17 protein-coding genes and 1 pseudogene are annotated in these 21,939 nt (G+C 71.5%); 12 read left to right on the top strand and 6 right to left on the bottom strand.

Annotated elements, in window-relative coordinates; translation table 11 throughout:
• Nucleotides 1-35: 35 nt before the first annotated feature.
• Nucleotides 36-422 (bottom strand): annotated as a pseudogene (locus AC07DO_RS19020) (hypothetical protein); the annotation flags it as partial.
• A 111-nt stretch (nt 423-533) separates the two neighbouring features.
• On the opposite strand from AC07DO_RS19020, the gene AC07DO_RS19015 reads away from it, so the two are divergent.
• Together AC07DO_RS19015 and AC07DO_RS19010 are read left to right on the top strand one after the other, a co-directional pair.
• Nucleotides 534-902, top strand: coding sequence for a PadR family transcriptional regulator (locus AC07DO_RS19015; protein ID WP_479060987.1), 369 nt, complete (start codon nt 534-536; stop codon nt 900-902).
• Nucleotides 899-1,579: a permease prefix domain 1-containing protein gene (locus AC07DO_RS19010; protein WP_479060986.1), complete on the top strand. Its 681-nt coding sequence runs from the start codon at nt 899-901 to the stop codon at nt 1,577-1,579. Before AC07DO_RS19015 ends, AC07DO_RS19010 begins: the two co-directional genes overlap by 4 nt.
• 221 nt (nt 1,580-1,800) lie before the next feature.
• Here AC07DO_RS19010 and AC07DO_RS19005 read toward each other — a convergent pair whose 3' ends face one another.
• The 5 genes from AC07DO_RS19005 to AC07DO_RS18985 form a co-directional block, all read right to left on the bottom strand.
• Entirely contained in the window at nt 1,801-2,652 is an 852-nt protein-coding gene (locus tag AC07DO_RS19005) for a DMT family transporter (protein WP_479060985.1), read from the bottom strand.
• Nucleotides 2,649-3,155: a YbaK/EbsC family protein gene (locus AC07DO_RS19000; RefSeq protein ID WP_479060983.1), complete on the bottom strand. Its 507-nt coding sequence runs from the start codon at nt 3,153-3,155 to the stop codon at nt 2,649-2,651. Before AC07DO_RS19000 ends, AC07DO_RS19005 begins: the two co-directional genes overlap by 4 nt.
• A gap of 265 nt (nt 3,156-3,420) precedes the next feature.
• Nucleotides 3,421-5,136 carry a penicillin-binding transpeptidase domain-containing protein gene (locus tag AC07DO_RS18995; protein WP_479060982.1) on the bottom strand — a complete coding sequence of 572 codons (1,716 nt, stop codon included), beginning with the start codon at nt 5,134-5,136 and terminating at the stop codon, nt 3,421-3,423.
• 116 nt (nt 5,137-5,252) lie between these two features.
• Nucleotides 5,253-6,881, bottom strand: coding sequence for a penicillin-binding transpeptidase domain-containing protein (locus AC07DO_RS18990; RefSeq protein ID WP_479060980.1), 1,629 nt, complete (start codon nt 6,879-6,881; stop codon nt 5,253-5,255).
• A 155-nt stretch (nt 6,882-7,036) separates the two neighbouring features.
• On the bottom strand, nt 7,037-8,776 hold the full coding sequence (locus AC07DO_RS18985; RefSeq protein WP_479060979.1) for a dolichyl-phosphate-mannose--protein mannosyltransferase: 1,740 nt from the start codon (nt 8,774-8,776) through the stop codon (nt 7,037-7,039).
• A 95-nt stretch (nt 8,777-8,871) separates the two neighbouring features.
• Between AC07DO_RS18985 and rsmI the strand changes: the two genes are divergently transcribed.
• The 10 genes from rsmI (at nt 8,872) to AC07DO_RS18935 (ending at nt 21,833) form a co-directional block, all read left to right on the top strand.
• Nucleotides 8,872-9,735, top strand: coding sequence for a 16S rRNA (cytidine(1402)-2'-O)-methyltransferase (gene rsmI / locus AC07DO_RS18980; RefSeq protein ID WP_479060977.1), 864 nt, complete (start codon nt 8,872-8,874; stop codon nt 9,733-9,735).
• Nucleotides 9,736-9,943: 208 nt separating this feature from the next.
• Nucleotides 9,944-10,381: a hypothetical protein gene (locus AC07DO_RS18975; protein WP_479060975.1), complete on the top strand. Its 438-nt coding sequence runs from the start codon at nt 9,944-9,946 to the stop codon at nt 10,379-10,381.
• A gap of 115 nt (nt 10,382-10,496) precedes the next feature.
• Entirely contained in the window at nt 10,497-11,372 is an 876-nt protein-coding gene (locus AC07DO_RS18970; protein ID WP_479060974.1) for a TatD family hydrolase, read from the top strand.
• A 135-nt stretch (nt 11,373-11,507) separates the two neighbouring features.
• Nucleotides 11,508-12,911: a ubiquitin-like domain-containing protein gene (locus AC07DO_RS18965; protein WP_479060972.1), complete on the top strand. Its 1,404-nt coding sequence runs from the start codon at nt 11,508-11,510 to the stop codon at nt 12,909-12,911.
• A gap of 57 nt (nt 12,912-12,968) precedes the next feature.
• Nucleotides 12,969-13,835: a 16S rRNA (adenine(1518)-N(6)/adenine(1519)-N(6))-dimethyltransferase RsmA gene (gene rsmA / locus AC07DO_RS18960; RefSeq protein ID WP_479060971.1), complete on the top strand. Its 867-nt coding sequence runs from the start codon at nt 12,969-12,971 to the stop codon at nt 13,833-13,835.
• Entirely contained in the window at nt 13,832-14,719 is an 888-nt protein-coding gene (locus AC07DO_RS18955) for a 4-(cytidine 5'-diphospho)-2-C-methyl-D-erythritol kinase (RefSeq protein ID WP_479060970.1), read from the top strand. Before rsmA ends, AC07DO_RS18955 begins: the two co-directional genes overlap by 4 nt.
• A gap of 624 nt (nt 14,720-15,343) precedes the next feature.
• Nucleotides 15,344-16,069, top strand: coding sequence for a DUF4328 domain-containing protein (locus AC07DO_RS18950; RefSeq protein ID WP_479060969.1), 726 nt, complete (start codon nt 15,344-15,346; stop codon nt 16,067-16,069).
• A gap of 75 nt (nt 16,070-16,144) precedes the next feature.
• Nucleotides 16,145-17,965 carry an ABC-F family ATP-binding cassette domain-containing protein gene (locus AC07DO_RS18945; protein WP_479060968.1) on the top strand — a complete coding sequence of 607 codons (1,821 nt, stop codon included), beginning with the start codon at nt 16,145-16,147 and terminating at the stop codon, nt 17,963-17,965.
• Between the two features lie 157 nt (nt 17,966-18,122).
• Nucleotides 18,123-19,868: an outer membrane protein assembly factor BamB family protein gene (locus AC07DO_RS18940; protein WP_479060967.1), complete on the top strand. Its 1,746-nt coding sequence runs from the start codon at nt 18,123-18,125 to the stop codon at nt 19,866-19,868.
• A 57-nt stretch (nt 19,869-19,925) separates the two neighbouring features.
• Nucleotides 19,926-21,833, top strand: coding sequence for an outer membrane protein assembly factor BamB family protein (locus AC07DO_RS18935; protein ID WP_479060965.1), 1,908 nt, complete (start codon nt 19,926-19,928; stop codon nt 21,831-21,833).
• Nucleotides 21,834-21,939: the final 106 nt, after the last annotated feature.

Genomic DNA, 21,939 nt, shown 5'->3' with positions numbered 1-21,939 from the left:
GCCGGACCAGCCGGACCGGCCGGACCGGCGAGGCCAGCCGGGCCAGCCAGACCCGCCATGTCCAGCAGCCCCCGCTGCCCCGGCAGAATCACCAACGCAAGCAACCCCGCCGCGATCCCCGTCAGGAGCAGCGAGGCGATCAGCCACGCGTCGGTGAGGACGCCGAGCTGGACGGCCGTGGCGATGCCGAAGACGGGGACGGCGAGGCCGGCGACCGCGTAGGCGCGGCAGACGCGGTGCAGGAGCGCGGCGATTCCGGGGGCGCGGTCGTCGGCCGGCCCCCTGTCACCGGCACCGGCACCGGCACCGGCCGCGCCCAGGGCCCGCAGTGCATACCGCGGGAACATCGACGCCGCGACGGTGATCGACCCGACGGCGAGGATCGCCGCGAGGACGTGCACGGACAGCAGGAACTTGGTCATGGCGGAACCTCCAGGGGCGCGGGACGGCGCCCACGCACCGGAACTCGGAACTAATACGTTGGCTGCCAATACATACACCGCCAACCCATCCCTTGTGTAGGCTGCCTACTCATGAAGGCGGATGCGGTGCGAGGGCACCTCGACGGGCTGCTGCTGGCCGTACTGGAGCCGGGCCCGCTGCACGGGTACGCGATCATCACCTCGGTGCAGCGCCGAAGCGGCGGCGCGCTGGAGTTGCGTACGGGCACGATCTACCCGGCGCTGAACCGCCTGGAGCGCCTCGGCCTGCTGAGCAGCAGCTGGGAGTCGGCGGCGGGCGAGCGTCGCCGCAGGGCGTACGAACTGACGGACGCGGGACGCGCGACGCTCGCCGGGGAGCGGGCCGCGTGGAGCGAGTTCACCGCGGCGATCGGCGCGGTCCTGAACCCCGGCACCCAGCCCGGCGCACACCCCGGTACACAGCCCGGACTCGCCACATGAGCCCCATCGACGACCACGTCGCCGCACTGACGGCGGCCCTGCGCGGCCCGATGCGCGCCAAGTCCCGCCTCATCGAGGAGATGCACGACGGTCTGGTGGACACGGCGGCCGCGTACGCCGACGCGGGAATGGACGAGGCGGAGGCGGCGCGTCTGGCGGTACGCGAGTTCGGTACCGTCGACGAACTCGTCCCCGGCTGTCAGCGCGAACTGACCGTCGTCCAGGCTCGTCACACCGCACGCACGGTCGCGCTCACCGCGCCGTTCCTGGTCGCCTGCTGGTACCTCGCGCGTACGGCGGGCAGCGCCCCGGCGCCGGCCTGGCAACTGCCGCACGCGGCACAACTCGCACAACTCCTGGCAGTCCACCTGGCGTTCGTCGCGACCCTCGCCGCGCTGCTCGCCGCGGCGACACTGGCCGCGACCGGCACCCTCGCCCGCCGGCTGCCCACCCCGGACCGGCTGCCCCTCGTGGTCGCCTGGGCCGGCACCACCGCGAGCGCCGCGATGGCCGTCGCGACCCTCGCCCTCGCCACCGCCGCGGCCCTGGCCACGAACTGGCCCCTGCTCGCCGCCGCCGGAGCCCTCGCCGCCGCCGCCCACGCGATCGTGGCGACCTCGGCCCGGGCCTGCCGCCGCTGCGCGACCCTGCCCGCCCTGCGATTCGCGCTGGACTGAGCGGCTCAGAAAGGGCGCCGGGTCCTACCGCGGCGCCGGCGCACGCACCACGAGGGTGCCCGGATCCTTCGGGCCGGGAGCCTTATCGGGATCTCGGGATCTCGGGATCCTTGAGGGTGTGGGCGGCTATGCGGGCGCAGCAGGGTGAGTCGTCGGCGCGTCACCGTCCCCCCGATCGGACGGGGCAGACGGCAACCCCCCACCGCCAACCGCCGCCGGAACTACCCCGCGTGCAACATCAACCCGATCCCCGCCACCATCAACCCCGCCGCCACCAGCCGCGGCGCCCCGAACCGTTCCTTGAAGAAGATCGCGCCTATCGCCGCGCCCACGATGATCGAGGACTCCCGCAGCGCGGAGATCGGGGCCAGGTCCGCTCGCGTCTGGGCCCACAGGACCAGGCCGTACGCGGAGACCGAGAGGGCCGCGCCCGCGAGGCCGACCAGGGCGAACGGGCGGAGGCGCGGGATCAGTTCGGTGCGCCAGCGGTACGCCGCGTAGAGCGGGACCGCGATGCCCTCCAGGATCATCAGCCACGCGATGTAGCCCATGGAGGAGCCGGAGGCCCGTACGCCCAGGCCGTCCACCACCGTGTACGCCGCGATCGAGACGCCCGTCGCGAGTGCCGCGCCGATCGCCGCCCAGTCGGGGCGGCGGCCCGAGCCCCGGATGCCCCACAGGGCGAGGCCCGTCAGGCCCGCGCACGAGACCGCGACGCCCGCCGCCTGCCAGCCGTCCGGGACCTCGCCCGCGAAGACCGCCGCGAGGACGGTGACGACGAGCGGTGCCGTGCCGCGCGCGATCGGGTAGGCCTGGCCGAAGTCGCCGAGCTTGAACGACTTCATGAGCAGCGCGTAGTAGCCGACGTGGATGGCGGCGGAGAGGACCAGGTAGGGCCAGGCGGCCGCGTCCGGGATCGGGACGAAGGGGGACAGGAGCAGGCCGATCAGCGTGCCGCCGCCGGATATGAGCGTGAAGCCGACCAGCTTGTCGGTGATGTGGTGGGCTATCGCGTTCCAGCACGCGTGCGTGACGGCGGCGAGCAGGACGGCCGCCGCGACCAGCGGGGTCACGCGGCCGTCTCGCGCACGTCCACCAGCGTGCCGCCCGCGTGGGCGATCAGCTCCTTGGGGGCCATCGGGAAGACCGCGTAGGGCGTGCCGGCCGCCGCCCACACCTCGTCGTGGGCGAGGAGGGACCGGTCGGCCAGGACGCGGGTCCGTGTGGCGTGGCCGAAGGGCGGAACGCCGCCGATCGCGTACCCGGTCGTCTCGCGGACGACGTCCGCCTTCGCCCGGGTCACCTTCTCCGCGCCCAGCTCCCGGCGTACGAGGTCCAGGTCCACCCGTGACGCGCCGTCCATCAGGACGAGGACCGGGACGCCGTCCGCGGCGAAGATCAGGGACTTGCAGATCTGGCTCAGCTCGCAGCCGATCGCCGCGGCCGCCTCCTGCGCGGTGCGCGTCTGCTCCGGGAAGCGGCGGACCCGGGGAAGCAGATCGCCGAGGCCCAGCTGACGGAGGGCCTCGGCGAAACGGGGGTGGGCGTCGGATGCTTCGGGTGCTGTAGCGCTCATGCCCGGCACGCTAGCGGTCCGTGTACGGGGCACGCGAGCATGTATCCGCATAGCGGACGCCCCCCGTCCGGCACGTGTCGCACGCGGGCAGCGCGCTGTCAGGGGCGCGGGGAACTGTGCGAGCAATCCGGGTAAAGCCGCGGACGCGTCTGCCGAAGCAGCGCGCAGACGCGTCCGCGGATTCGTCGTGGCTGATCGCGCAGTTCCCCGCGCCCCTGACCCGCCCCCCCCGGCGCCCCTGACCCGCCCCCCCCGCGGGCGTCGCTCAGCCTCCCGCCCGCAACATCGCCCGTACCACCGGCCCCGCCGAGTCCCCGCCGTGCCCGCCCTCCTGCACGACCGCCGCCGACGCCAGGTCGCCCCGGTACGCCGTGAACCAGCCGTTGGGCTTCTTCTGGCCGTCGACCTCCGCCGAACCCGTCTTCGCGCCCATGTCGGAGCCGAGGCCCGACATCGGCTCGACCGCCGTGCCCGCGACCGCCGTGTAGTGCATCAGGTCCCGCAGCGCCGCGGCCGTGGAGCCCGACATCTTGCGCGTCGCCGTCGCCAGCTCGCGGTCGTCGACGTCGGGAGAGACCAGGTAGGGCTGCTTGAACGTGCCCGACTTCACCGTCGCCGCGACCGACGCCATGTTGAGGGGGTTCATGCGCACACCGCCCTGCCCGATGAGCGAGGCCGCCATCTGCGCGTCGCTCTGCACCGGCACCGCCCCGTCGAACGACGAGACGCCGATCGACCAGTTGTCGCGGCCGAGTCCGAAGACCTCCTGGGCCTGCTTGGTGAGGGAGTCGTTCTCCAGCTTCTTGGCCTGGCTGATGAAAGCCGTGTTGCAGGACCGCGCGAAGCTCGCCCGGAACGTGCCGTTCTTGATCTGGAACTTGTCGTCGTTCTGGAACTTCCAGCCGCCGTACGTCTCGTACTTGGGGCACGGGTGCTTCTTGTCGACTCCGGCGAGCTTCTTCTCAAGCAGCATCGACGAGCTGATGACCTTCATCGTGGAGCCGGGCGCGATCGAGCCCTGGAACGCCGTGTTGAAGCCGGCCGGTTCGGAGTTCGCCGCGGCCAGGATCTCGCCCGTGCTCGGTCTGACGACGACGACGGACGCCCGCTTCCGCTTGGCGGTCTCGCGCTCGGCGGTGGACTGCAGGGAGCCGCTGAACGTCGTCTTCAGCGTTCCCGGGGTGCCGGGGGAGAGCGTGAGGAGCGTCTTGTCGGGCGTCGACTTCGCGTCGTCCCCCTTACCGGCCCCGCCCTTCTTGGTCCCGGGCTTCTCCGCGCGCACCACCCGCAGCTCGACCCCCGCCTTGCCGCCCGCCTTCTTTCCGTACTTCTCGCGCAGCCCGTCGAGCACCGTGCCCAGTGACGGGTACTTCGCCGCCGTCAGCTCCGCCCCGTCCCGGTCCACCGCCTTGATCGGCGGGTCGCCGGCCTCGCCCGTGACCAGCCGGTCGCCCTCCTTCAGCTCCGGGTGGACCACCGAGGGCTCCCAGCCGACCAGCGTCTTCCCGTCGCTCTTCCTGCGGACGACCGTGAGTTCGGACTCGTACGACAGGGCCTTGCTCTTTCCCTCGTACGAGACCGTGGCCGCGGCCTTGAACGGCACGTCGGCGCCCGCGCGCTTGCCCGGCGTCAGACGGGGCTTCGTGAGGTGGGCGTCCTTGCGGTACGACGTCAGGGCCTTCTTCGCCGCCGCGGGGTCGTCCGTCAGCGCGGCCGCCCGCGCCGCGTCGCCCTCCGCCCACGCGGCGAGGAACGCCCGCGCGGTGGAGCGGACTTCGGCGGGCTTCGGCGGGCCCGACGCCACCGGCTTCTCGTCGACGGTCGAGCCGCCCCCGGAACCCGGACCACCGGACAGCGCGAACGCGGCGGCCCCCACGCCGCACACGACCACGGCCGCCGCCCCGCCGAGCACACCCGGGTGCACCTTCACGTTCCCGACGCCGACGTTCTTGCGCCCGGTGGCGCGCCTTCGCTTGCCCACAAACCCTCCGCAGTTCCCCAGAACCCCCGGCTCCTCACCGGAAGGCCACCTTAGAGGCGTACGGAGAAGCCCTTGACCAGTTCGGCGCCCGGCCGGGCGCCGGACCCGCGCACCGCCTACCCTGCGCCCAGCACCGCCGCCACGATCGGCCCGGCCGTGTCGCCGCCGTGCCCGCCCCGCTCCGCCAGCGCTGCCGCGGCGACATCGCCCCGATAGCCCGTGAACCAGCTGTCCGACACCTCCTGGCCACCTATCTCGGCCGACCCGGTCTTCGCGCCGATGTCGCTGCCCAGCCCGGCCATGGCGCGTGCGCCGGTGCCGCTGACCGCCGTGCGGTTCATCATCTGGCGCAGCTGCTGGACGGTGGAGGCGCGCAGGCCCTGGGCGGTGGCCAGTTGGCGGTCGTCGAGGGAGGCCGGCACGATCACGGGCTGCCGGAAGGTGCCCGTCATCGCCGTCGCCGTGACCGACGCCAAGTTCAGCGGGTTCATCAGGACCTCGCCCTGACCGATGGCGTTGGCCGCGCGGTTGGGGCCGGTGGACTCGGGGACGGAGCCGTCGTAGGACGGGATGCCGACCTTCCAGTCCTGGCCCAGGCCGAAGTTGTTCCGCGCCTCCTCGGTGAGCGACGAGTCGGAGATGCCGTCCTCGTCTATGAGCTTCACGAACGCGGTGTTGCAGGAGCGCGCGAAGTCCTCCGAGAACGTCGCGGACTCGTTCGGCACCATGCCCTTGAGGTTGCTGAACGTCTGGCTCTGCCAGGTCGCGGTGGCCGGGCAGGGCGCGGGGCCGCTCGCCTTGGTGATGCCCTTGTCGATGAGCATCGCCGCCGAGACGATCTTCATCGTCGAGCCGGGCGGGACCTTGCCGAGGAACGCCGCGTTGAACGCGTCCTTGCGGTTGTTGGCGACCGCGAGGACTTCACCGGTGCTCGGCTTCAGCGCGACCACGGACGACTCGTCGCTCCGCAGGACCGCCTGCTCCGCCGCCTTCTGCACGCCCGCGCTGAGCGTCGTGTGCAGTTTGCCGGGTTTGCCGGGCGCGAGGCTGACCAGGGAACGGGTGCCCGCGTCCTCGTCCGCGTGCTGGACGTACAGCTCCACGCCCGGCTTTCCGCCCGCGCTCTCGCCGTACTTCTCGCGCAGCGTGTCCAGGATCGGGCCGAGCGAGGGGTAGTCCTTCTTGCGCAGGACCGTACCCGCGCGGTCCACGGCCTGGATGGGCGGGGCGGCGGACTCGCCCGTCACGAGGGTGTCGCCCTTCTCCAGCGTGGGGTGGAGGACGGCTTCCGACCAGTCGACGAGCGCGCGCCCGGTGGTCTTGCCGCGGACGACGGTGAGCTGGGAGTCGTACGCGAAGGGCTTGCTCTTCCCTTTGTACGACACCGTTGTCGAGACGGAGAACGGTACGCGGGCGCCGGACGCCTCCTTCGGGACGAGCTTCGCCTTGGTCAGGCGCGCGTCCTCGCGGAACCCGGTCAGGGCCTTCGCGGCCGCCTCGGAGTTGTTCGTGTACGCGGCGGCCTGCCGGGCGTCGCCCTCGGCCCATGCCTTCAGGAAATCGCGGGCCGTCTCACGGACCTCGCCGTCCGACAGCGGCCCCGTCCTCACCTCGGCCGCCTCGGACCGCGGTGCGTCGTCGTCCCCGCTCACGTCGTTCACCAACGTGTACGCGCCGTACCCGGCGCCCCCCACCATGGCGGCGAAGACTCCACCGACCAACGCGGCCTTTGCTCCTCTGCGCACGATGCGCCCCCTCCCCAGGAGCCCTCCCGGACGTGGCCGGGAAGGTCATTCGCCCTGAACACTAAAGGGCCGGGAGGAACGGAGGTGAGGTACGGGACTGTCGTTATCCGAAGGTGTCCAAGGTGTGTACTACACCGAGGCGTGGCACCGGGGTGTCACACCCACGTATCCAGCCACATTCGCGACCGCCAGGAATCGATCGGAATCGCGGTGCCCGTGTAGATCGGCCAGAAATAGATGAAGTTCCAGAGGATGAGCAGGACGAGAACGCCCGACGCGGCCGCGCCCGCGACCCGGCGCCGCTCGCCGGACCCCGGCGGGCCGAGCATCGCGCCGATCATCATCGCCACCGCGAGGCACAGGAACGGCACGAAGACGACCGCGTAGAAGTAGAAGATCGTCCGCTCCTGGTAGAAGAACCAGGGCAGATAGCCCGCCACGACACCGCACAGGATCGCGCCCGCCCGCCAGTCGCGGCGGAACACCCACCGCCACAGGACGTACAGCAGCGCGAAGGCCGCCGCCCACCACAGCAGCGGCGTGCCGAGCGCGAGGACCTCGCGGGCGCACTTCTCCGTGGTGTCCGAGGGGCAGCCGTCGTTGCCGGGCAGCGGCGACTCGTAGAAGTACGAGACGGGCCTGCCGTCGACGATCCAGCTCCACGGGTTGGACTGGTAGGTGTGGGGCGAGGAGAGGCCCACGTGGAACTCGTACACCGCGTGTTCGTAGTGCCACAGGCTGCGCACCCAGTCCGGCAGCCACGTCCAGTCGCTGTTCTTGCCCGCCGTCGCCGCCCAGTTGCGGTAGTAGCCGCCGGTGCCGTCCGTGGGCGACAGGATCCAGCCGAGCCACGAGATCACGTACGTGGCGAGCGCCACCGGCACCGTCGATACGAACGCCGGGAGCACGTCCCGGCGCAGCACCGCGCGGTAGGGCCGCACCGCACCGGCCACCCGGCGCGCGCCCACGTCCCAGAAGACGGTCATCAGGCAGAGGAAGACCATGACGTACAGGCCGTTCCACTTCGTGCCGAAGGCGAGGCCCAGGCAGAGCCCGGCCGCCCACCGCCACGGCCGCCACCCCAGGCGCAGCGTCTCCGCGACGTGCGCGTCGGGGCGCACCCGCCCGTCCTCGTCGGCAGGCAGGGCGGCCGCGAGCCGTGCCCGCGCCCTGTCCCTGTCGATCAGGAAGCACCCGAACGCGGCGAGCACGAAGAACATCAGGACCTGGTCGAGCAGCGCCGTGCGGCTCATCACGAAGTGCAGGCCGTCCACCGCGAGCAGCGCGCCCGCCAGACACCCCAGGAACGTCGAGCGGAAGAGCCGCCGCCCGATCCGGCACAGCATCAGCACCGACAGCGTGCCGAGCACCGCCGTCATGAAGCGCCAGCCGAACGGGTCGAAGCCGAACAGCCACTCGCCGACGCCGATCACGTACTTGCCGACGGGCGGATGCACCACGTACGCCGCGTCGTGCGGGATCGCGATGTCGCTGCCCTGCTTCAGGACGTCACCGTTGACCTTCTCGGGCCAGTTGACCTCGAAGCCGCGGTGGATGAGCGCCCAGGCGTCCTTCGCGTAGTACGTCTCGTCGAATATCACGGCCTTCGGATTGCCGAGGTGCCAGAAGCGGGCCACTCCGGCGACGAGCGTGATCAGCAGCGGCCCGGCCCAGCCGGACCACCGCCCCACCAGGTCCGCGGCTCTCCTCGACAGGCCGAGCGTCATCCACAGGCGGGGCCCTGGCTGCGTGTACGGGGGCACGAGGCGCGCCCGCACGTCCTCCCTCGGCCGCTCCACATGGCCGAATCTGCGCAGCCGCCGCTGCCACGGAGGCTGCTGCCCCTCGGCTGCCTGGCCCTCGCGGGTGTCCGGGGAAGACGCGGTACTGGTCACCGCGCCATCGTAGGGAACCAGACTGTGCGAGTCCCGTCCGTGGGCCCTGCGAGGATGGAAGAGTGACAGGAAGCGCTGATTCCCCCGGAACCCTTGTGTTGGCAGGCACCCCCATCGGTGACGTCGCCGACGCGCCGCCGCGGCTCGCCGCCGAGCTGGAGTCGGCCGATGTCGTCGCCGCCGAGGACACGCGGCGCCTGCGCAGGCTCACCCAGGCGCTCGGCGTGCAGGTCGGCGGGCGGGTCGTCTCGTACTTCGAGGGCAACGAGACCGCGCGCACGCCCGAGCTGGTCGAGGCGCTGGTGGGCGGCGCGCGCGTGCTGCTCGTGACGGACGCGGGCATGCCGTCCGTCTCCGACCCCGGCTACCGACTGGTCGCGGCCGCCGTCGAGCGGGACGTGCGGGTGACGGCCGTGCCGGGCCCCTCGGCCGTGCTCACGGCGCTCGCGCTCTCCGGGCTGCCCGTCGATCGCTTCTGCTTCGAGGGCTTCCTGCCGCGCAAGGCGGGCGAACGCCTCTCGCGCCTCAAGGAGGTCGCGGAGGACCGCAGGACGCTCGTCTACTTCGAGGCGCCGCACCGCATCGACGACACGCTCGCCGCGATGGCCGAGGCGTTCGGCGAGGAGCGCAGGGCCGCGGTCTGCCGCGAGCTGACCAAGACGTACGAAGAGGTCAAGCGCGGTTCGCTGAAGGAACTCGCCGAGTGGGCCGCCGACGGCGTACGGGGCGAGATCACCGTCGTCGTCGAGGGCGCGCCCGAGAAGAGCGCGGCGGAACTGGGCCCGGACGAGCTGGTGCGCAGGGTGCGGGTGCGCGAGGAGGCGGGCGAGCGACGCAAGGAGGCGATCGCCGCGGTGGCCGCTGAAGCGGGACTTCCCAAACGCGAGGTCTTCGATGCCGTCGTGGCGGCAAAGAATGCGGATCGGGACAGCCCATCGGCAGGCAAAGGACTATCGTGAAAAGCAAAGCACGGGCCGCGCGCCAGGCCCTTTTCGGGCCCCTTTCCTAAGGAAAGGCCAAAAAGGCTCCAATGCTCGACAGGTCTGATGCGCTCGCTCCCGGAAAGGCGTCCACTGGTTGAAGGGACGCACCCGTCCCCACGCTTCCGGCCCGGGACCTTCCCGGACGTCGGCAGTGCTTGTCCCTCGGGCAAGAGGAGCAGCTGGCATGAGTGAGATCGCAGACACCGGCCACCCCGCCACGGCGCTGAATGTCGTTCACGAGTCGTACGCCTTCGCCTGCATGCGGTGCGGGCACGGTTGGGAGCAGTCCTACGAGATAGAGCACCACGTGGACGGCAAGGGTCAGGAGTTCGTGACGTACCTGGCGGACGGTGCGCGCGTGCCGTCGCCGCTGACCCGGCCCACGTGCCTGAACTGCGGCGGCCACGTCGTGCGGATCATGCGTGCCGGGCAGGTGTCCTCCGTGCTCGACATGATGCGGCGGCAGCACGCGGGAGCGGCGAAGGGCGTCGGGAAGCCGGCCGGGCCGGTGGACGCGGTCGAGCCGGGCGCCCTCGGAACCGGCGAGGGTGACAGCGCGGAACGTCACCACTGGCACCTGTCCGACCTGCTGCACCCGTTCCAGCACCGGCGGGCGCACTAGGTTCCCGTCCGGGCGGACGCGCTTCTTCTGTAAGAAGGGGCCGAGTCGGCCGGACGTGCTTCTTCTGTAAGAAGGGGCCCACCCAGGCGGATGGGCTTCTTCGTAGGATCGAGGCATGCCTTCGAAGAACGCCGACGTACCGCCGCCCCTGCCCGAACCGCTCCGGGTGGCGGTCGCCGACTCCCACACCCACCTCGACATGCAGTCGGGCACCGTGGAGGAGGGTCTCGCCAAGGCCGCGTCGGTCGGCGTCACGACGGTGGTCCAGGTGGGGTGCGACGTACGCGGTTCGCGGTGGGCGGCGGAGACCGCCGCCGCGTACGACAGCGTGCACGCCACCGTCGCCCTCCACCCCAACGAAGCGCCCCGCATCGTCCTCGGCGACCCCGACGGCTGGTCCCGGCAGGGCGCCCGCGAACCCGGCGGTGACGCCGCGCTCGACGAGGCGCTCGCCGAGATCGACCGGCTCGCCGCCCTGCCGCATGTGCTCGGCGTCGGCGAGACGGGCCTCGACTATTTCCGTACGGGACCCGAGGGCATGGCCGCCCAGGAGCGGTCGTTCCGCGCGCACATCGAGATCGCCAAGCGGCACGGCAAGGCGCTGGTCATCCACGATCGCGAGGCCCACGACGACGTGCTGCGCGTCCTGAAGGAGGAGGGCGCCCCCGAGCGCACCGTCTTCCACTGCTACTCCGGCGACGCCGACATGGCCCGCATCTGCGCCGAGCACGGGTACTTCATGTCCTTCGCGGGCAACGTCACCTTCAAGAACGCGCAGGGGCTGCGGGACGCGCTGGCCGTGGCCCCCCTCGACCTGGTCCTCGTGGAGACCGACGCGCCGTTCCTGACGCCCGCCCCGTACCGCGGACGGCCCAACGCCCCGTATCTCATTCCGGTCACGGTGCGGGCCATGGCCGAGATCCGCGGCATCGACGAGGACGCCATGGCCGCGGCGGTCTCGGCGAACACGGCTCGCGCGTTTGCTTACTGACCGATAACGCCCCGAGCCCTTCGCGGGGGGCGGCTCAGGTCAACGCGGCGACACAGCGTAGCCATGCCGCTTTGGAGAGTGACGAGAGCTCCGCTAGGTTCTGTCCGCCCCGGTACGGACCCCTGGAGCGTCATCGTGAGCAACTCGCAGTACGAGACGTACGAGACGACGTACGAGCCGCAGTACGGCCCGCCGTCGTACGAGCCTGCCTACGAGGTGTGGCAGGAGACGTCGTACTCCTACCAGGTGGCGTACGAGGAGACGCTGGACAGCGTGCCGCTCGCTCCGGAGCCGGAGCCCGCGTACGAGCCCGAGGCCGTGGTGCCCGCTCCCGGGCGGGCCGAGACGCGACGGGGCGGGCGCGGCAGGAAGCCCGCCCGGGCTCCCGAACGGATCGGAGCCGGAACCGGGGCCGGGGCCGGAACTGGAGCCGGAGCCGGGGCCGGGGCCGGTCCCGATGCGATGCGGCGGCTGGTCCCGCAGGCGCTCGTCGTCGCGTTCCTCGCAGGCGGCACGTCCGCGTTCGTCGCCGACGACAAGGCCGTGGAGCTCATCGTCGACGGCAAGCCGCGCACCCTGCACACCTTCGCGGACGACGTCGGTGAACTCCTCGCCGACGAGGGTGTGGACGTCGGCGACCACGACATCGTCGCGCCGGCGTCCGGTACGGCCCTGGCCAGCGGCGACGAGATCGCCGTCCGCTACGGCAGGCCCGTCCACCTCACCCTCGACGGGGAGCGCCGCCGGGTGTGGACCACGGCGCGCACGGTGGACGGGGCGCTGCGGCAGCTCGGGGTGCGCGCGGAGGGCGCGCACCTGTCGGCGTCGCGCAGCAGCCGCATCGGGCGGGCCGGCCTCGCCCTCGACGTCCGCACGGAACGCACCGTCACGATCATGGCGGACGGCAGGGAGCGGACGATCCGTACGAATGCGGCGACGGTACGGGAAGCGGTCGCCGAGTCCGGGGTGACGCTGCGGGGCCAGGACACGACGTCGGTCGCTCCCGACAGCTTTCCGCGCGACGGCCAGACGGTGACCGTCATGCGGGTCACGGGCGCGCGGGAGGTACGGGAGGAGCAGATCCCGTTCGACGTGGAGAGGACCGAGGACCCGTCGCTCTTCCGCGGCACGGAGGTCGTGGCGCACGCGGGACAGGCGGGGGTCAGACGGGTCACGTACACGGTGCGCACGGTCAACGGCGTCAAGCAGAAGCCGAAGCGGGTCGGGTCCGAGGTGGTGCGCGAGCCGCAGAAGCGGGTGATCAAGGTCGGCACGAAACAGATGCCGATGTCGGTGGCCGGTGCGGACGACCTCAACTGGGGCGGACTCGCGCACTGCGAGTCGGGCGGGCGGCCCGGGGCGGTGGACCCCTCCGGGACGTACGGCGGCCTGTACCAGTTCGACACGCGGACCTGGCAGGCCCTCGGTGGCTCGGGCCGCCCCCAGGACGCCTCCGCGGCGGAGCAGACGTTCCGGGCGAAGAAGCTCTACGTGCAACGAGGCGCCACCCCCTGGCCCCACTGCGGCAGCAGGCTGTAGGCCGGGCGCCGCGGCCTACCGGCCGGGCATCGCGCCGGCGCCCCTTAACCTGGTGCGGTGAGCACTGAGCAAGGCGCCCTCCTCGGCCCCGCCGACATCCGCGAGCTGGCCGCTGCCCTGGGCGTACGCCCGACCAAGCAGCGCGGCCAGAACTTCGTCATCGACGCCAACACCGTACGGCGCATCGTCCGCACCGCGGAGGTCCGCCCGGACGACGTCGTCGTCGAGGTCGGCCCGGGCCTCGGGTCCCTGACCCTGGCCCTCCTGGAGACCGCCGCCCACGTCACCGCCGTGGAGATCGACGACGTGCTCGCCGAGGCGCTGCCCGCCACCGTGCAGGCCCGCCTCCCGGAGAAGGTGGCGTCCTTCGGGCTCGTGCACAGCGACGCGATGCTCGTGGGCGAGCTGCCGGGCCCCGCGCCCACCGCCCTCGTCGCGAACCTCCCGTACAACGTGGCCGTACCCGTCCTGCTCCACATGCTCGACACCTTCCCGACCATCGAGCGCACCCTCGTGATGGTGCAGGCCGAGGTCGCCGACCGGCTCGCCGCCGGACCGGGGTCGCGCGTCTACGGCGTGCCGTCCGTGAAGGCCAACTGGTACGCGGAGGTGAAGCGCGCCGGATCCATCGGCCGCAACGTCTTCTGGCCCGCGCCCAACGTCGACTCCGGACTCGTCTCCCTCGTGCGCCGCGCCGAACCGGTCAGGACCAGCGCTTCCAAGCGTGAGGTCTTCGCCGTCGTCGACGCCGCCTTCGCACAGCGCAGGAAGACGCTGCGGGCCGCCCTCTCCGGATGGGCCGGATCCGCCGCCGCCGCGGAGGCCGCCCTGGTCGCCGCAGGAGTCTCGCCCCAGGCGCGCGGCGAGGCCCTGACCGTGGAGGAGTTCGCGCGGATCGCCGAGCACAAGGAGGCCGGCGCGTGAGCGTGACGGTACGGGTCCCCGCGAAGGTCAACGTCCAGCTGGCGGTGGGCGCCGCACGCCCCGACGGCTTCCACGACCTCGCCAACGTCTTCCTCGCCGTCGGCCTCTACGACGAGGTCACCGTCACCGCCGCCGACGAGCTGCGGGTGACCTGCGAGGGCCCCGGCGCGGACCAAGTCCCCCTGGACCGTACGAACCTGGCCGCCCGCGCCGCGGAGCTCCTTGCCGCGCGCCACGGCATCGCCCCCGACGTCCACCTGCACATCGCCAAGGACATCCCTGTCGCGGGCGGTATGGCGGGCGGCAGCGCCGATGCCGCGGGCGCGCTCGTGGCGTGCGACGCGCTGTGGGGGACCGGGGCGAGCTACGGCGAACTGAACGACATCTGCGCCGAGTTGGGCAGCGACGTACCGTTCAGCCTGGTGGGGGGCGCCGCGCTCGGCACCGGGCGCGGCGAGAAGCTGGAACCGCTGGACGTCGGAGGCGCCTTCTTCTGGGTGTTCGCCGTCGCCGACGGCGGACTCTCCACGCCCGCGGTGTACCGCGAGTTCGACCGGCTGACCCCGGACGCGCCCGCCCCCGAGGCCTCGCCCGCCCTGCTCGCGGCCCTGCGCGACGGTGACGTGGACGCCCTCGCCGCCACGGCCACCAACGACCTGCAGCCCGCGGCCCTCTCCCTCTTCCCCTCGCTGCGCGACACCCTCGCGGCGGGCACGGCGGCGGGTGCGCTCGCCGCGCTGGTCTCCGGCTCGGGCCCGACGACGGCGTTCCTCGCGCGGGACCACGCGTCCGCGGTGCGGGTGGCGGACGCGCTCCTGGCGTCCGGCACGTGCCGCGCGGCCCGGGTCGCGCAGTCGCCCGCGCCGGGCGCGATGCTCCTCTAGGACGCTCCTCCAGTAGGTGGTTCGCGATGGCGCTGGTCAGATGGCTCCTGGTCGAGCGGGTGGGCCGCGGAGTTGTCCACAACCGCTGAGTTGTCCACAGGGTCGGGCACGGTACGAGTGATCGCCGTAACCTGAATTCTCAGGGCCCCGGGGACGGAACGCAGCGGTCGGACGGCTGCGTTGGGGGCGAGAGGAATCGGGGGAACCATGCCGCACACACCACCAGGCGCACCGGACTCGCCGGACAATCCGGCGGAAGCGCCATTCGACCTGCCTCCGGAGGACACGCCGCCGGTGGATACGTCTCCGGAGGACAGGTCGCCGGTGGACATCTCCAAGTCTGCCGTGCCTGCGGCCGCGGAGCCGCCGTCCCCGGGGCCGCCGCCGACCGTCGCGCCCACGGTGGGGGTGCCGTTCTCGTGGGCGCCTCCTGTGGACGCGCCGTCGGCGAGCGGGCCGTCGGCGAGCGGGCCGTACCCGGTGGGGCCTCCGCCGGGTCCGCCGCTGCCGGGCATGGGCGCGGCCCCGCCCGGCCCGGTTCCGTCCGGCCCGTTTCCATCCGGACCCGCACCGTTCCCGCCGGGCCCGCCGGGGCCACCCCCAGCCCTCTATCCCCGTTACTACGTGCCGATCCCGCCCCGGCCCGCCCCGGTCGCCGGGATCGGTACGGCGGCCATGGTGCTGCTCGGGGGCGTCGCCGCGCTCGCGTTGCTGCGGCTGGTCGCGGACTTCGACCTGTACGACACGTTGGGGCGCTCCTGGTACGCGTTCTACCGGGACGACGACGTCGGGGACTTCTGGGCCTTCGCCGTGCTGCTGCTCGGCATCGGATTCCTCGCGGCGATCCCCGTCTTCCTGACGTGGTTCAACCGCGTGCGGACGAACGCGGAGGTCTTCGCCCCGGGGCGACACCGCCAGTCGCCGGGCATGGCCATCGGCGCGTGGTTCATACCGTTCGCCAACTGGTGGATACCGAAGCAGATCACCGACGACATCGTCGCGGTCAGCGACCCGTCGGGCGGCGTACACCCGTCAGGCGGCGCACACCCGTCGCCGTACGCCCGGCCGGGGCAGGGTGCCGTCACCGCATGGTGGGCGACCTGGGTCGCGTCCAGCGTGCTGAGCGCACTCGGCTGGCTGCTGCTCATCGCCTCCGACGAGGGCGACGTGGGGCAGGGACGCGCGGCCCTGCTGATGTTCATGTTCTCCGACGCCGCACTGATAGCCGCCGGCATCTGCGGCATCGTGATGATCCGGACGATCACGACCATGCAGGACCTCCGGCTCGGCTTCGCGTACCCGGGAACGCGGATGCCGCCACCGCCTCCCGCGGGCCCCCGGCACTGGTGACCGGTGCGCGGTCGAAGGGCCGCCCGCGCGGGCGACTACGCTTGAAAGTCGATCGTCCCCCCTGTCAGGAGTGAAATGGCCGTCAATCTGGTCAATGTCGAGGCAGTCAGCAAGGTGTACGGCACCCGTGCCCTGCTCGACGGCGTCTCACTCGGCGTGTCCGAGGGGGACAGGATCGGCGTCGTGGGGCGCAACGGCGACGGGAAGACCACCCTGATCCGGATGCTCGCCAAGCTGGAGGAGGCGGACACCGGCCGCGTCACCCACAACGGCGGGCTGCGCCTCGGCGTGCTGACGCAGCACGACTCCCTCGACCCGGCCGCCACCGTCCGGCACGAGGTCATCGGTGACCTCGCCGACCACGAGTGGGCGGGCAGCGCCAAGATCAGGGACGTGCTGACCGGGCTGTTCGGCGGCCTCGACCTGCCGGGGTTCCCGCAGGGGCTCGACACCGTCATCGGCCCGCTCTCCGGTGGCGAGCGGCGACGCATCGCGCTGGCGAAGCTGCTCATCGCCGAGCAGGATCTGATCGTGCTCGACGAGCCGACCAACCACCTCGACGTCGAGGGCATCTCGTGGCTGGCCGAGCACCTGCGGACGCGGCGCTCGGCGCTCGTGTGCGTGACGCACGACCGCTGGTTCCTGGACCAGGTGTGCACCCGTATGTGGGACGTGCAGAAGGGCTCCGTCTTCGAGTACGAGGGCGGCTACTCGGACTACGTGTTCGCGCGTGCCGAGCGCGAGCGCATCGCCGCCACCGAGGAGACCAAGCGGCAGAACCTGATGCGCAAGGAGCTGGCGTGGCTGCGTCGCGGCGCCCCCGCCCGCACCAGCAAGCCGAAGTTCCGCATCGAGGCGGCGAACGAACTGATCGCGGACGTGCCGCCGCCGCGGGACACCAGCGAGCTGATGAAGTTCGCGACGACGCGGCTCGGCAAGACCGTGTTCGACCTGGAGGACGTGTCCGTCCAGGCCGGGCCCAAGCTGCTGCTCAAGCACCTGACCTGGCAGCTCGGCCCCGGCGATCGCATCGGCCTGGTCGGTGTGAACGGCGCGGGCAAGACCTCGCTGCTGCGCGCCATGGCCGACGCGGCCCGCAGCGACGGCGACGTGCAGCCCGCGGAGGGGAAGATCGTCGTCGGCAGGACGGTGAAGCTGGCCTACCTGTCGCAGGAGGTCGCCGAGCTGAAGCCGACGCTCCGGGTCCTCGAAGCCGTGCAGCAGGTGCGCGAGCGCGTCGACCTCGGCAAGGGCCGCGAGATGACCGCGGGGCAGCTCTGCGAGACGTTCGGGTTCAACAAGGAGAAGCAGTGGACGCCGGTCGGCGACCTCTCCGGCGGTGAGCGGCGCAGGCTGCAGCTGCTGCGCCTCCTCATGGACGAGCCGAACGTCCTCTTCCTCGACGAGCCGACCAACGACCTCGACATCGAGACCCTGACACAGCTGGAGGACGTGCTCGACGGCTGGCCGGGCTCCATGGTCGTGATCTCCCACGACCGGTTCTTCGTCGAGCGGACGACGGACAAGGTGTTCGCGCTTCTGGGCGACGCCACCATGCGGATGCTGCCGCGCGGCATCGACGAGTACCTGGAGCGCAGGCAGCGGATGGCGGCCGCCGCGACCCCGTCGGCTCCCGCGGCCGCGCCCGCCGCAGCGCGGGACGCCGGGACGAGGACGGTTTCCGCCGCAGAGGCCCGCGCCGCCAAGAAGGAGCTCCAGAAGATCGAGCGGCAGCTGGACAAGGTCTCCCAGAAGGAGGCCAAGCTCCACGCCCAAATCGCCGATAACGCCACGGACTTCGAAAAGGTGGCCAAACTGGACGCCGAGCTCCGTGAACTGATCGGCGAGCGGGACGAGTTGGAAATGCGCTGGTTGGAGCTTGCGGAGGACGCGTAGAGCTGTCGTGGAGCTCGCGTAACGGACGCATTACAGGCCGGTCCTCCCTTGGGAACAGGGACAGGACCGGGCCCGTGTGGTACGGGGGCAGGGTGATAGAAAGGCTGCCCTCAGCACCATTTGGCGTGCCGAAAAATCAGTGAAGGGGGGAGCGCTGATGACTCAGCCGCCCAACCAGCCGCCGTCCGGCGGTTTCGGAGCTCCGCAGCCACCTGGCCAGCCGCAACAGCCGTCGGGCCAGCCGCCGCAGTCGCCCGGCCAGCCGCCGCAGCCGGGTTACGGCTACCCGCAGCAGCCGGGCCCGTACAGCGCGCCCCAGCAGCCGGGACCGTACGGCCAGCCGCAACAGCAGCCCGGCCCCTACGGCCAGCCGCAGCAGCCGGGACCGTATGGAAACCAGCCACAGTACGGGTACGCGCAGCTGCCGACGCAGCCGCAGTTCTCCGGCCCCGGTGCGCCCGGCACTCCGCCCGGCAACGGCAACGGCAAGCGCAACAAGCTCGTCGTGATCGTCGCCGCGGCGGTGGCCGCGCTGCTCGTCGCGGGCGGCGTCACCTACGCCGTCGTGAGCGGTGACGACGGCGGCGGCGAGAAGCCCGAGGCGAAGAACAAGGATCCAAAGCCCACCGCCTCCGCCCCGGTCAACCCGGGCAACGGCAGCGGCGACGGCCACGAGGGCAAGGAAGACCTCAACGAGGGCCGCCAGGCCGGCGAGGCGAAGGTCCTCTGGTACAAGGAGGCGCCCAAGGTGCCCGGCTCCGGCGGCGACGCCCCGGGCATGTGGATCCAGGGCGACATCGTGGTCAAGGCCGCGTACAAGCAGCTCCTCGCGTACAACGTGAAGACCGGCAGGACCGCGTGGAAGGCCATCACCTTCCCGGAGAAGCTCTGCGCCGCGACCGAGACGGCGACGGACGACGGCAAGATCGTCGTCGCGTACAAGGACGGCTCGCAGAGCGGTGCCGAGTGCAACCAGATCCAGGTCATCGACCTGAAGACCGGTGACAAGGGCTGGGGCCACCCGGTCAAGAAGGAGGGCCTGTTCGACTCGTCCCTCTCCAGCAACCTGGTCCTCGTCGGCGACGTGCTGATGGTCGGCCGCGACCAGTCCGGCACGGCGCTGCGGATGAGCGACGGCAAGAAGCTCTACGTCGCGAAGAAGAAGGACGAGGGCACCTGCTTCCCCAACGGCTTCGCCGGCGGCGAGAAGCTCCTGATGGCTCTCTCCTGCGGCGCGAGCACGCCCACCGAGCATGACGAGCTCCAGCAGCTCGACCCGAAGACCGGGCGCGCGCTGTGGACCAAGAAGTTCCCCAAGGGCTGGCGGATCGGCAAGGTCTACTCGGTCAGTCCCACGATCGTGTACCTCACCAATGAGGACAAGAAGAAGTGGAACGTCTCGGTGCTGAAGGAGAACAGCGACGAGACGCGCTCCGAGGTCGTCACCGACGACAACTTCGCGCCCGAGTGCGACACGGCGATCCTCAACCGCCAGCTCGGCGGCTGCCTGGGCGTGACGACGGACGACAAGTACCTGTACCTGCCGTCCGACGAGAAGAGCGGCGCCAACCAGATCGTCGCGTTCAGCCTGGCCACCGGTAAGGAGGCCTGGCGCGTGAAGTCGCCGATGGACGAAACGATGCTGCCGCTGAAGGTCGAGGGCGGCTCGCTGATCGCGTACGTCAAGCCGTCGTACGACTCCGGCGGCCGTGTCGTCTCCATCGGGACGTCCGGCTCGCACCAGCCCGAGACCCTTCTGCAGCACCCGAAGGGCACCTCGCAGATCGAGAGCGGCTTCTACTCGAAGGACGTCGACTACGTGGACGGTCGCTTCTACATCTCGACGACCAACATCATGCGCACGTCCGGCCAGGCCAAGCTGATGCTCGCCTACGGCAAGTGACGCGCTCCCACCCCGTCATCCGCTCGACCGCTCTCGTCCCCAAGGAATAGACCCGTCATGACCCAGCCGCCCCAGCCACCCCAGCAGCCCCCGAACGAGCCCCCACAGGGCGGCTTCGGTGCCCCGCAGGACCCTCCGCCCGGAGGCTTCGGCAAGGCCCCCGAGCCGTCGTACGGCTACCCGCAGACCCCGCCGCCCGCGGCCCCGCCGACGCCCCTCGGCCAGCCCCCGCAGACCCCGCCGCCCGCGGCACCCCCGGCACCTCCGGCGCCCCCGGCGGGCCAGCCCAACTACGGCTACCCCCAGGCGCCGCAGGCACCCCAGCCGCCCCAGGCCCCGCAGAGCTACGGCTATCCGACGCAGCCCGCGCAGCCGCAGGTCCCGCAGGGCTACGGCTACCCGACGCAGCCCGCGCAGCCCCAATACCAGCAGCAGGGCTACCCGCAGCCGCCCACCATGCCGATGCAGCCGCAGCCCGGTGACTCCGGCTCCGGCGGTGGCGGCAAGAAGATCAGCAGCCAGACGACGATCATCATCGCGGCGGTCGCCGCGATCGCGCTGATCGTCGGCGGCGGCGTCTTCTACGCCTCGACGAAGGACGACGACTCCAAGAACACCGCGCAGGAGTCGGGCGGCGCGAACGGCAAGGGCGGCAAGGGCGAGAAGGGCGGCAAGGAGGGCGGCGGCGCGATGCCCGACCAGGGCCCGGCCAAGGAGAAGGCTCCGGGCGACCCCGCGGCCAAGGTCCTCATGCAGCTCCCGCAGCCCGCGATCCCCAAGGACCAGATCTGGAACGCCACCGGATCCGTCCTCACCGACGACACCTACGTCAAGGCCGGCGTCAACGAGCTGAACGGCTACGACCCGGACACCGGCAAGGAGAAGTGGTCGATTCCGCTCTCCGGCATGACCTGCGCGCTGTCTCCCGAGGTCACCGAGGACGGCATCGCCGCGGTCGTCACCGAAGAGGCCAAGCGGAACAAGAAGGGCGACTACGAGCAGTGCAGCAACGTCTCCGCGGTCGACCTGAAGTCCGGTAAGAAGCTCTGGACCGAGAGCGCCGAGACCAACGGTGTGAAGGCGACGTTCAAGGAAGTCACCATCTCGGGCACCACGATCGCCGCGGGCTCGGGCACCTCCAGCGGTGGCGCCGCCTGGGACGTCAAGGGCAACTCCCTGTGGAAGCCGAAGGTCGGCAAGTGCAAGGACGTCGGGTACGCGGGCGGTGACCAGCTCGTCGCGGTCCGCGAGTGCGGCACGTACGGCGACGAGACGCTGAAGGTCCAGCTGCTCGACCCGAAGACCGGCGACGACAAGTGGACGTACCCGATCGCCCCCGGCGTCGACAACGCCAAGATCATCTCGACGAACCCGGTCGTCTTCGGCCAGGACACCACGAAGATCACGGCTTCCGGTGTCACGGACGTCTTCTCGCTCGGCAGCAACGGCAAGCTGCGCGCGAAGATCTCGCTGCCGGACGGGAAGTACGAGCACGACTGCGGCGTGAACATGGTCAACGACTGCAAGGCGATCGCGGTCGGCAACGACCGGCTGTACGTCCCGACGCGCCAGCACGACGGCAGCGGCGAGAGCTACAACCGCACCAACGAGATCGTGTCCTTCTCGCTGGCCACCGGCAAGCCCACCAGTGACCGCGCGGTCGCCGGCGACAACGGCGAGATCTTCCCGATCCGCATGGACGGCGGGAACGTCCTCGCGTACAAGGCGCACGGCTACAAGCAGGGCGCGCAGGTCGTCTCGCTCGACGGCAAGACGATGAAGGAGACCAAGCTCCTGGAGACCCCGGGCTCCGAGGCGGTCACCGAGGCGATCAGCGGCATGGTCCCGAAGTCCAACGAACTCCTCTACGCCAACGGGCACTTGTTCCTCGGCAAGAAGCTGCTGAGCAAGCCCTACTCGAAGGACGACAAGGAGTACGTGGCACTCGGCTTCGTGGCGAAGTAAGCCGCTTCGACGCGAAGCAGTCGAACAGCCGCGGCGCCATGGACGGCGGCGGGCGCCCCCACGCACCACGGGGGGCCCCCGCCGCCGTTCGCGTACCATCCGCGTC

Source organism: Streptomyces sp. NPDC045678, from assembly GCF_056432085.1.
The sequence above is the reverse complement of the archived record's forward strand: the minus strand, read 5'-3'. Positions and strand labels throughout refer to the sequence as shown.

Excerpts from the sequence above, each read along its gene's own strand:
- AC07DO_RS19000 (WP_479060983.1), bottom strand. The coding sequence starts at position 3,155 with ATGAGCGCTACAGCACCCGAAGCATCCGACGCCCACCCCCGTTTCGCC.
- AC07DO_RS19010 (WP_479060986.1), top strand. The coding sequence starts at position 899 with ATGAGCCCCATCGACGACCACGTCGCCGCACTGACGGCGGCCCTGCGC.
- AC07DO_RS19015 (WP_479060987.1), top strand. The coding sequence starts at position 534 with ATGAAGGCGGATGCGGTGCGAGGGCACCTCGACGGGCTGCTGCTGGCC.
- AC07DO_RS18975 (WP_479060975.1), top strand. The coding sequence starts at position 9,944 with ATGAGTGAGATCGCAGACACCGGCCACCCCGCCACGGCGCTGAATGTC.
- AC07DO_RS18945 (WP_479060968.1), top strand. The coding sequence starts at position 16,145 with ATGGCCGTCAATCTGGTCAATGTCGAGGCAGTCAGCAAGGTGTACGGC.
- AC07DO_RS18940 (WP_479060967.1), top strand. The coding sequence starts at position 18,123 with ATGACTCAGCCGCCCAACCAGCCGCCGTCCGGCGGTTTCGGAGCTCCG.
- AC07DO_RS18970 (WP_479060974.1), top strand. The coding sequence starts at position 10,497 with ATGCCTTCGAAGAACGCCGACGTACCGCCGCCCCTGCCCGAACCGCTC.
- AC07DO_RS18935 (WP_479060965.1), top strand. The coding sequence starts at position 19,926 with ATGACCCAGCCGCCCCAGCCACCCCAGCAGCCCCCGAACGAGCCCCCA.